Raw genomic sequence first — 11,611 nt, forward strand, 5'->3', positions numbered from 1 at the left:
ATTACCAGGTTGCCGGATTCCATATTTTAAATGGCTTTATCAGCTGCACATCTGAAGATGGGTCATATTTAGGTGCTTTCAACTTCTGTGCTTTACTGCGGACTTTCCCTGTTTGCTGATCTTCTGCAATAAAGTTATAACTTTCAGACTTTAACTGAGTAAAAGCAATTTCATTCAGCCCAACACGCTCAGGAACAATAATCAGAGGTCCTGAAACTTCACGACGGGTGCTCAGATTCTCTTCATCGTATTTAATAAAATAGCTTTGCCCTGCTTCCACACTGAAATCCAGATATTTCGGTTTTTGGAAATACTGAACAGCCAATGGGCGACTGGTTGATAAACGATACGTACCCGCGGGTAATTCCACCCAGTAATAGTGATTATTCAACAGACTTGGAATACGGTCACCATTAATAAACAGGCTCGAAGCCACGATTTCCTGACGGTTCCATTTTGAATCGGGACGATAAAGATAAACAACAGCAGCCTGATCATTCTGAGGCTTAACTGCTTTGAAGTTCTGACCTGATTTCTGATTGACCCATCCACCGACAGAAAACCCACCGACACGATACTGCTCAAAAAAACCGGGTTTTTTCTCAGTGTCGACACTTTTCAGTGTAGAAGTCAGTTGAGGCGACTGCTCAACAGATGATTTACCATGGCAGCCAAATAAAACCAGACTGCTGCACATAACAACATATAAACCACGCATGATTATCCCTCACTGCGTTTTTATTATTTTTCGATTTTTGTATAACACGCAAACAGCGTTTCAGGCATCCACGCCTAAGGCAGAGATTAACATCCAGTTATCTTTTTTTAAATAAAAAAACGCGCGAAAATTCTACATTTTCACGCGTTTCTGACGAACAACTGTAAATCAGGCAGATTTACTGTTTATAACCTTCAGATCCACTTTAGGCTCAGCAGCTTTCTGTTCTGCTGGCTGACGTTCGGAACGCAGTTCTGGCTGTTCAGCACCATTGATCACGGCTTCATTGACCACAACCGTACCAACATCTGTTCGGCTAGGCAGATCATACATGACTTCAAGCAGACTGTTTTCCAGAATTGAGCGCAGACCACGGGCACCTGTATTGCGTTCAAGTGCCTTTTTAGCAACAGCACGCAGTGCAGACTCTTCAAATACAAGGTCCACATTTTCCATATCAAACAGATACTGATACTGACGTGTCAGTGCATTTTTAGGCTCTGTCAGAATCTGCATCAATGCATCTTCATCCAGTTCGTCCAGTGTTGCGATCACAGGCAGACGACCGATGAATTCAGGAATCAGACCGAACTTAACCATATCAGTCGCTTCAACCTTACGGAAAAGATCAGAAAGTTTCTGAGTCTCATCTTTTTTCTTCACATCTGCTGTGAAACCGATACCACCTTTTTCCTGACGCTGCTGCACAATCTTCTCAAGACCTGAGAAAGCACCACCACAGATAAATAGGATATTGGATGTATCTATCTGAATGAATTCCTGCTGTGGATGTTTACGTCCACCCTGAGGAGGAATGGAAGCAACCGTTCCTTCAATCATTTTCAGTAAAGCCTGCTGTACGCCTTCACCGGATACATCACGGGTAATGGATGGGTTTTCAGACTTCCGGGTAATCTTGTCGATTTCATCGATGTAGATGATCCCTTTCTGCGCTTTTTCCACATCGTAATCGGCTTTCTGCAACAGTTTCTGAACGATGTTTTCAACATCTTCACCCACATAACCTGCTTCAGTCAGTGTTGTTGCATCCGCCATGGCAAATGGAACATCAAGCAAACGGGCAAGTGTCTGTGCAAGCAAGGTTTTACCTGAACCTGTCGGTCCAACCAGCAGAATATTACTTTTCGCAATTTCCACTGCATCGTCATTTTTATGACCTGACTGTGTCACTTTCAGACGTTTGTAATGGTTATATACCGCAACTGAAAGGGTTTTCTTTGCAACATCCTGACCAATCACATACTGATCCAGTGCAGCACGGATTTCATGTGGTTTTGGTAAAGGTCGGCTCGCCCAGTCACCGGATTCAACCTGCTGACTGGTCTGCACAAGATCAAGGCATACGTCCACACATTCATTACAGATGTATGCGTCCTCTCCTGCAATCAGTTTCCCGACTTCAGACTGCGTTTTACCGCAAAATGAACAATGTTTTTGTCCTTGAGGATTATCGGACATATTCACTCCAGTATTAAATCTTTATTACTTATGGACGTTTAGATAACACTTCGTCCACAAGACCGTATTCTTTAGCCTGCTGTGCAGTCATAAAATTATCACGGTCTGTATCACGTGCCACTTTTTCAAAGTCCTGACCACTGTGTTCAGCCATCAGTCTGTTCAGACGTTCTTTAATGAACAGAATTTCACGGGCATGAATTTCAATGTCAGATGCCTGACCACGGAAACCACCCAGTGGCTGGTGAATCATGACACGGGCATTTTCAAGACAGTAGCGTTTCCCTTTGGCACCTGCATTCAGCAGGAATGCACCCATGGATGCTGCCTGTCCCATACAGTACGTCACCACATCAGGTTTAATGAACTGCATGGTGTCATAAATCGCCATTCCGGCAGTGACTGAACCACCAGGAGAGTTGATATACAGATGAATATCCTTGTCCGGATTTTCAGCTTCAAGAAACAACATCTGGGCAACAATCAGATTTGCCATGTTGTCTTCAACTTCGCCTGTTAAAAATATTACTCGCTCACGTAAAAGACGTGAAAAAATATCAAAAGAACGCTCACCACGGGATGACTGTTCGACCACAACCGGCACTAAAGCGTTTTCAATAGATGGAACATACATACGTTTATTTATTCCTGAATTCTTGTTACACAACCCATAGCCACAATATGAGGGATAATTGCTGAAATTGCAAAATATTCACAATTAAATAACAGAATTTTTTTGGATATACTTTGTGAATTCAGGACATCCTCTGCTCATGGATACGCAGAAAAAAAGGCGCTTTACGCGCCTTTTTTCACTCAAGCAGTGATCAGCCTTGCTGACGAGCCTGTTGCTCTTTCAGAAGCTCTTCATAGCTTACAGCTTTATCAGTCACTTTTGCAGAAGCAAGGATGTAATCTACAACCTGATCTTCAAGAACAACTGCTTCAATCTGAGAACGCTGCTGTTTATCGTTTTTGAAGTATTCGATCACTTCAGATGGATCTTCATAAGAAGAAGCCATGTCTTCGATATAAGCTTCAACACGAGCTGCATCCACTTCAAGTTTAGCATCAGCCAGTACTTTGCTTACCAGTACGCCCAGTTTAACTGATTTTTCAGCCTGTTCTTTGAACAGTTCATCCGGCAGCATGCTGCTGTCAAATGCTTTAGCGCCCTGAGCACCAAACTGCTGTGTGAACTGCTGAATCATCTGTTGACGCTGACGGTCAATTTCCTGAGCCATCATAGACTTTGGGATTTCAATGTCGTTTGCTGCAACAAGTGCATCAAAAGCAGCGCCTTTCACCTGGTTACGTAAACCATTTTTAACTTCACGTTCCATGTTTTTACGAACGTCAGCTTTTAATTTTTCAACGCCTTCTTCTTCAGTTAAACCAAAGATTTTCAGGAATTCAGCATCAATTTCAGGAAGCTTCTGTTTTTCAACCAGTTTAACATTGATTTTAAACTGAGCAGTTTTACCTGCCAGGTTAGCAGCCTGATAGTCTTCTGGGAAAGTAACATCAATTACTTTCTCTTCGCCTTTCTTCATGCCAACAATGCCATCTTCAAAGCCAGGAATCATACGACCTGAACCAAGAACAAGCTTGAAGTTTTCTGAAGAACCGCCTTCAAATTTTTCGCCGTCAATTGAACCTTCAAAATCAAAAGTTACCTGCATGTCTTTTTTAGCCATGCCTTTTGTTTCAACCCATTCAGCGCGCTGTTTCTGAAGGTTTTCAATCATCTGATCAACGTCTTTGTCGTTTACTTCAGTTGATTTACGTTCAACTTCAAGCGCATCAAATGCTTTTACTTCAACTTCTGGATAAACTTCAACAGTTGCTTCATAAACAAGTGCGTCGTCTTTGTTTTCAACTTTTTCAATGTTAGGCATGCCTACAGCATTAATTTTTTCCTGCTGGATCGCTTCAAACACTGTGTCACGAATCACATCGTTTACAACTTCCTGATAAATGCCTGCGCCATATTCGCGACGCACAACATCCAAAGGCACTTTACCTGGACGGAAGCCGTTAATCTTTACAGTTTTGGCAGTACGTTTCAAACGAGCTTCAAACTGCTCGTTCACACGGCTCGTCGGTACAGATACATTTAAACGACGGGCAACGCCCGAAACCGCTTCAGAAGTTACTTGCATGGCTTCCTCGATATTAGAAATAGTAATTGCAATTTTGAAAGTGCCATATTATATGACAACATTTAAAAATATACAAAATAGCATTATAACACTATAAATTTCATGTTGAACGCTGAACTTACGGTCTAAGTAAAATCAATAAACTGCAATTAAATCTGATTATTTTCCAACCCGCTATTGCAAATGATAAAGTTTCTCATTATTATTAGCATGCAAAAACCTAACCTATTGTTTTTATTTTTTATTTAGCGGAATCGTTTGAGCATGGGATATATCAGAAATCATAAGAAGCGCACTCAGCTGGCTGCTGCTTCAATCATAAGCTTATCATCACCTTGGGTCTTCGCAGACGGTGATACAAAAGTACAAAAGGTAGAACAGCTGGATAAAATTACCTTTGTTGCCGAGCAACAGGAAAGCTATTATGTTAAAGAATCCCAGAATGCAAAGATGACAGCACCGCTGCTGGATACCGCCCGTACAGTCAATATTATTTCAAAAAAAGAAATAGATGAACGTGCAGCCACTTCTTTACAGGATATTCTCAGAACAACGCCAGGGATCACTTTAGGCTCAGGCGAAGGTGGTACACCTATGGGCGACCGCCCTTTCATCCGTGGTTATGAAGCCAGTACAGATATTCTGATTGATGGTATGCGTGATTATGCACGTGGCTCTCATGAAAGTTTCAACCTGGAAGCTGTTGAAGTGAGCAAAGGACCCGGTTCTGTATATTCAGGTCGTGGTTCAACCGGTGGAACAATTAATTTAGTTACTAAAAAACCAAAAAACAAAACAGAATCTGAAGTGACTTCAGAATATCAGAACTCCGGTAAAGGTCATGCGAAATACCGCTTTACCACAGACAATAATGTTGCCATTAACGACAATATTGCAGTTCGTCTGAACGCCATGCTGGATCAGGGTGAAGTTGCCCGTCGTGATAATGTTGAAACTGACCGCTGGGGTGTTGCACCGTCCATTACGTTTGGTATGAATGGCCCTACCCGTCTAACTGCCGGTTATAGCCGACTGGAATTCAATGACACACCTGATATGGGTATTCCATTCAGTAATGCATCAAATCCAGACAGAAAAACACCGATTGAAAGCATGCCATTTGAAACCAATTTTGGCCGCCCAGACATTGATTACCGCAACTACACTTCCGAAATTTTCAGCCTGAATTTTGAACATGATTTCAACGATGCACTGAAATTACGTATTGCAGCGCAGGATCTACAGACCATACAGGAATATTTCTTTACCCGTCTAAGCTTTGGCTGTGTAGCAAGCAGTGGAACGGCATGTCAGACAGAGGGTCCTGGTCTGACATATAACCGAGCAAACCGTCAGTCGTACCGTACAAGCCATGTCAATGCAGCTCAGGCTGATTTACAGGCTCAGTTTAAAACAGGTTCCATAGCCCATGACCTGATTACTGGTATTGATTACAGCAAGGAACGTATCGGTACACGTTCAGGCGCTGCTGTTGGTGCAGGATCTGAAACAGTTGATTTCTATAATCCGACACAGAAAAATTACTCTGGCTTCCACATACCGTGGGGCGCATGGACAAACGAAGGGGAAATCGAAGCAAAAGGAATTTATGTCTTTGACACCATTTCTCTTTTACCAAAACTGGATGTTAATTTAGGTCTACGTTTTGACGATTATAAATCAGCAAGTTCTTCTGACTCAGTTTCCGAAAACATGTTTAACTACCAGGCAGGCATTGTTTATAAACTGACTGAAAATGGTCGCATTTATGCAAATTATGCAACTTCAATGAACCCAACCGGGGATAACCTCGGTCAGGCTGGTGGTGCAGACGGAGCAGCAAGCGGTGCAGCTCTGAATGATCTGGATCCTGAAAAATCGAAAAGCATTGAAATTGGAACAAAATGGGAACTATTTGATGGCGATTTAGCGCTGAATGCCGCTATTTTTGAAACAAAGAAAACAGATGCCCGCAGTTATGATGCTGAAGGCATACTTTCAAATGATGGCGATAACCGCGTGCGTGGCGTAGAGTTAAGTTCAACAGGTCAGATTACACCTGCATGGAACTTAAGCGCAGGCTATGTCTATTTAGACCCTGAAATTTTAGACTATAAAAGTGGCGCTAAAGCTGAAAATATGAAAGGCAAGCAAATGAAATTTATTGCCAATCATAGTGCAAATCTGTGGACAACCTATGCCTTAACAGACAAGTTCAAATTCGGTGGTGGTGCAACTTATGTCGGCAAACGCTTTGTCGATGACGTGAATACCTATTATTTACCAGACCATATCCGCTATGATGCATTTGCTCAGTATCAGGTGATCCCTGAATTTGGCTTACAGTTTAATATCAACAACATTACAAATGAGCGTATTTATGATGCTTCACATGTTGGTGTATTTTCAACAATTGCCCCAGGTCGCTCATTTGCTGTGAAAGGCACTTATCGTTTCTAAAACTGAAAATATAAGAAAAAGCAGCATAAAATACATTTATGCTGCTTTTTTTATCCATATTTTCTCTGTATATATATACAGAATAATAAAAGCACAGACTAAAAATCAGTATTCTCAATAAAAATTTAAAAATCCAACCATTTTACCAATATTTAACAAAAACATAACATTAAGTATTTTTTGTTATATCATTACATTAAATACTACTATCATATTGTGATTATTTATCGCCATTTGCAATCAAACAGTGATGTAAAAATTAAATAAGAATTATTATTATTCGCATACAAATTAACAGTCTCGTTTGGGATGCATATGTCTTTCATTAAAACACGTAAAAAGATTGTTTCTACAGCAATCGCTTCTTCCCTGTCTGTCATGGCTACAGCTGCAATCGCTCAGGATGGCGTAACACAGGCTCAGCAACTTGAAACGATCCGTACTAAAGCAACTGCTGAACAGGGTTTGAAAGTCGATACATCTGCAAACTCCAAATTCGTAGCACCTTTACTGGATACACCTAAATCTGTTTCTGTTATCTCTAAACAGTTAATCGCAGATACTCAGGTGACAACTTTGAGCGACGCACTGCGTACAGTTCCAGGTATTACTTTAGGTGCTGGTGAAGGCGGTAACCCAAACGGTGACCGTCCGTTTATCCGTGGTTATAACTCTGAAAGCTCAATGTATGTCGATGGTGTCCGCAACTCATCTTCACAAAACCGCGAAATGTTTGCTGTTGAACAGGTTGAAGTCACCAAAGGTTCTGCCTCTGCAATGGGTGGTGCTGGTACTTCTGGTGGTAGTATCAACATGATTTCTAAAGTGGCTAAAAAAGGTGACTTTCTGGAAGGTTCTGTAGCAGGCGGTACAGACAACTATCAGCGTATTACTTTAGATGGCAACAAAGACTTTGGTAACGGTATTGCTGCCCGTGTGGCAGTGATGGGACATCATAACGAAAAAGCTGGTCAGGATGACGGCGCAGAATACAAACGTGCAGGTATTGCACCAAGCATTACCTTTGGCTTAGACACTCCAACACGTGCAACTTTAGCTTATTATTATCTGAAAACTGATGATACGCCGGATTCTGGTATACCTTACAATAACCCTTTCTCAGCAAATGCTGATCCGTCAAAGGATTTCACACATTGGAATGGTAACGGTAAACCTATTGATGTTAAACAAGGCATCTATTATGGATGGAAAGACCGTGATTTCCAGAAACAGGAAAATCAGGCTGGAACCATTAAACTGGAACACGATTTAACTGATGAGTTAACACTTACCAATACAGCAGTCTATAACAACTCTAAAAATGACTACCTTTGGACAAACCCTGACGACTCTAAAGGTAATATCTATGATAAATCCAATGGTGCATTAACGGGTAATGTCTGGGCACGTGCAAACTCCCGTATTGCTGATACAGATACATTTACTGATCAGCTGGCTCTGACAGGTAAATTTAATACAGGCGCACTCAAACACAGCTTCAACTTAGGTGCTGAATATTCAGACCAGGAAACTGATCGTACCCAGTATATTATCAACGGTAAGGACGCTACAGGTACTTCGTATGCTTGTGGTTCAGCAGTGACATCTACAGGTCCTGGATGTGTTAATGTCAATAACCCTGAACGCTATGGTTTCAATGGAACGTTAAGTACTCAAGGCGCTGACCAATACAACATCCAGTCTAAATCCACCTCTGTATATTTCCTGGACAGCATTGAATTTAACCCGCAATGGATCCTTGATCTTGGTGTTCGCTGGGATAAGTTTGAAACAGATCAGGTCATGACTTATGGCGCATTAAACAGTGCTGTGACTGCTGCAAAACCTACAGCTAAAGCCGGTGACAAACTTAAACTGAACAGTGACTCAGACTTTTTCAATTACCAGGCTGGTTTAACATTTAAACCACGCGAAAATGGTTCTGTTTATATCAGCTATGCTACCTCTGCAAATCCTGTCGGTGTAGATGGTGGTGATGGCTCAGAAGGCATTGGTGCTCCAGGTCGTAACACTTCTGAAGAACAAGCCCGTGCGATGAACAACCTGAAACCTGAAGAAGTAAAAACTTACGAACTGGGGACTAAATGGGATGTTCTTAACGATCGCTTAAACTTAACTGCGGCTATTTTCCGTACCGAAAAAGAAAATACACGTGCAACTGATGCAGATAACTTTACACGTAATATTGGTGAAACCCGTGTAGATGGTATTGAGTTAGGTGCAAATGGTAATATCACTGATAAATGGGCTGTTTCTGCAGGCTATACCTATTTAGACAGCGAACTGGTTGATGATGGTCCAAAAGAAACAAATGAAGGGAACCAGGTTCAAAACGTTGCTAAAAACTCAGCAACACTTTGGACGACTTATCAAGTGCTTCCACAGTTGAATTTAGGTGTAGGCGCTGTTGCGATGGATAAAGTCTATGGCAATGCTGCAAACACTAAATTTGTTCCAGGTTATGTCCGTTATGACGCAATGGCTCGTTATAACGTAAATAAAAATGTTGATTTACAGCTGAACGTAAACAACCTTTCTGACAAACGTTATTTCACTAAAGCATATGCATCCCACTATGCAACTGAAGCTGAAGGCCGCAGTGCTGTACTGTCTGTAAACTTTAAGTACTGAGTTTAAAATTAATCCATAATAAAAATATGGATTAAGCTCAACTGTTATATAATAGCCTCTATTCATAGAGGCTATTTTTCTATAAAACAATATATTCCCAACTCATCGAGTTTAAGGTGCTGCAATGATCCACCACATACCAGATGTGCTAAGCAAAGAACAGGTTCAATATTTCCGCGATGCCATGCAAAATGCTGAATGGGTTGATGGACAGCAGTCTACTGGCTCTCTTTCAGCCAGTGTAAAACGTAATCAACAGCTTCCTGAAAATCATCCACTGACACAGCAACTGGGCAATATTATTCTGGAAGCACTGGGCAAAAACCCACTGTTTTTATCCGCTGCCCTACCTCTGGATATTTTACCGCCTTATTTCAACCGTTATGAAAATCATGAAACTTTTGGCTTTCATGTCGATAATGCCATCCGAAATATACGTGGGACGCAACATCGTATCCGTACTGACCTATCCTGCACCATATTTTTGAGTGAACCTGAAGAATACGAAGGTGGCGATCTGGTTGTAGAAGACACTTATGGATACCACGAAGTCAAACTTCCTGCGGGAGATATGATCCTCTACCCATCCACCAGCGTGCATGAAGTTACACCTGTGACCAAAGGTTGTCGCACAGCCTCATTTTTCTGGATACAGAGCATGATCCGTGACGATGCAACACGACATATGCTGTTTAACCTGGATCAGACCATTCAGAATTTAAGAACAGAACTGGGGGATGCACATACTGAGGTGGTTAAACTGACCAGTCTGTACCACAACTTAATCCGTAAATGGGCTGAGCTATAAAACAGCTCAACGATTATCAATAGCAAAAATTTAAATCCAAAAATATTCAGCCATCGGTCAGGTAAATATGAGCAACGCAATTTTAGCCCCATTGACACAAATTCCGCCCTATTTACAGACACTGAACGATTATGAAAAACAGGCGGTTAAACATTTACCTGAAGCAAGCTGGCATTATTTAAATGGCGGTGCTATGGATGAGCAAAGCATCCAGGATAATCTGAATCAGTTCAGTCAGATTCGGCTTGTTCCACGTCTGCTGAATGATTTAAGCGGTGGTTCAACCGAGATCGAAATACTTGGGCAGAAATTCCCTCATCCGGTTTTTCTGGCTCCCATTGGGCATCAGCAACTGTTTCATCCGGATGGTGAAGCTGCATCTGCACTGGCAGCTGAAGTCATGGGCAGTAATTATGTATTAAGTACATTTACCAATACCGACCTGCATCAGCTGAAAAAAGAAAATCCGAATAAATGGTTTCAGCTGTACTGGCAGGGAAACAGGGAGAAGTCACTGGCTTTACTGAAACTTGCTGAACAGCATGATTTCAAAGCGATTGTGATTACGGTGGATGCACCACATAAAGGCATCCGCGACCGTGAGCGCCAGGCATTCTTTGAACTGCCTGAAGGTATGCAGCACCCACATACCCCTGCACATATCCCCCTCCCGGAAATTACGGAACATCAGCACCCTGTTTTTGATGGGCTGATGCAGATTGCACCTAAATGGGCAGACATTGAATATATTATTTCTCAGACCAGACTGCCTGTCATATTAAAAGGAATTCTCCATCCTCTTGATGCAAAAAAAGCAGTCGAACTGGGTGTCAAAAGTCTGATTATTTCCAATCACGGCGGACGTGTTCTGGATACCTCCATTTCACCCCTGACTGCATTACAGAATATAAAAGCCGTTGTACCTGAAGATTTTCCTTTATTGCTCGATGGTGGTATCCGTCGGGGTACAGATGTATTCAAAGCTTTGGCAATGGGTGCATCTGCGGTACTGATCGGTCGCCCTGCCATGTATGGTTTAGCAGTTGCAGGCGCTTTAGGCGTTGCACATGTCCTGAAAATTTTAAAAGAAGAATTTGAAATTACTATGGCATTAATGGGAACAGCTACCGTAGCCGAGATTAATTCAGAATATATTTCTCACAAATAAGCCTTTTTAAGGAAATAATTTTCCAGAATGTTCTGAATGATGCAAATTAAGGAAATTATTCCCGCAGAGAGTGTTTTAGAATTAATCTAAAGTCAGACCCTGTACACGTTTTAAGACTTCGGGCTTATGCTGCTCAAAAAGCACATAAGTTGATGCAAATTAAA

Annotated in this window: 8 protein-coding genes; 4 read left to right on the forward strand and 4 right to left on the reverse strand. The window is 41.7% G+C overall.

Features of this window, described 5'->3' with window-relative positions; all coding sequences use genetic code 11:
• Window position 1 precedes the first annotated feature (1 nt).
• From CDG60_RS15580 to tig, 4 genes are all read right to left on the reverse strand, one after another.
• Entirely contained in the window at window positions 2-718 is a 717-nt protein-coding gene (locus CDG60_RS15580; RefSeq protein WP_087512757.1) for a DUF2846 domain-containing protein, read from the reverse strand.
• Window positions 719-886: 168 nt separating this feature from the next.
• Window positions 887-2,197, reverse strand: a complete 1,311-nt coding sequence (clpX, locus tag CDG60_RS15585; protein WP_087512758.1) for an ATP-dependent protease ATP-binding subunit ClpX — start codon at window positions 2,195-2,197, stop codon at window positions 887-889.
• A 28-nt stretch (window positions 2,198-2,225) separates the two neighbouring features.
• Window positions 2,226-2,831 (reverse strand): ATP-dependent Clp endopeptidase proteolytic subunit ClpP, encoded by a 606-nt coding sequence (clpP, locus tag CDG60_RS15590; RefSeq protein WP_087512759.1) that lies wholly within the window; start codon window positions 2,829-2,831, stop codon window positions 2,226-2,228.
• 193 nt (window positions 2,832-3,024) lie between these two features.
• Window positions 3,025-4,359, reverse strand: a complete 1,335-nt coding sequence (gene tig, locus CDG60_RS15595; protein ID WP_087512760.1) for a trigger factor — start codon at window positions 4,357-4,359, stop codon at window positions 3,025-3,027.
• Window positions 4,360-4,623: 264 nt separating this feature from the next.
• On the opposite strand from tig, the gene CDG60_RS15600 reads away from it, so the two are divergent.
• The 4 genes from CDG60_RS15600 (at window position 4,624) to CDG60_RS15615 (ending at window position 11,447) form a co-directional block, all read left to right on the forward strand.
• Window positions 4,624-6,819 carry a TonB-dependent receptor gene (locus CDG60_RS15600; protein ID WP_227542890.1) on the forward strand — a complete coding sequence of 732 codons (2,196 nt, stop codon included), beginning with the start codon at window positions 4,624-4,626 and terminating at the stop codon, window positions 6,817-6,819.
• 315 nt (window positions 6,820-7,134) lie between these two features.
• On the forward strand, window positions 7,135-9,471 hold the full coding sequence (locus CDG60_RS15605; protein WP_087512886.1) for a TonB-dependent receptor: 2,337 nt from the start codon (window positions 7,135-7,137) through the stop codon (window positions 9,469-9,471).
• 124 nt (window positions 9,472-9,595) lie between these two features.
• Window positions 9,596-10,279: a Fe2+-dependent dioxygenase gene (locus CDG60_RS15610; protein WP_087512762.1), complete on the forward strand. Its 684-nt coding sequence runs from the start codon at window positions 9,596-9,598 to the stop codon at window positions 10,277-10,279.
• 67 nt (window positions 10,280-10,346) lie between these two features.
• Window positions 10,347-11,447: an alpha-hydroxy acid oxidase gene (locus CDG60_RS15615; RefSeq protein ID WP_087512763.1), complete on the forward strand. Its 1,101-nt coding sequence runs from the start codon at window positions 10,347-10,349 to the stop codon at window positions 11,445-11,447.
• Window positions 11,448-11,611 lie beyond the last annotated feature (164 nt).

Origin of the sequence: Acinetobacter chinensis, assembly GCF_002165375.2 — a bacterium.
Classification (GTDB): domain Bacteria; phylum Pseudomonadota; class Gammaproteobacteria; order Pseudomonadales; family Moraxellaceae; genus Acinetobacter; species Acinetobacter chinensis.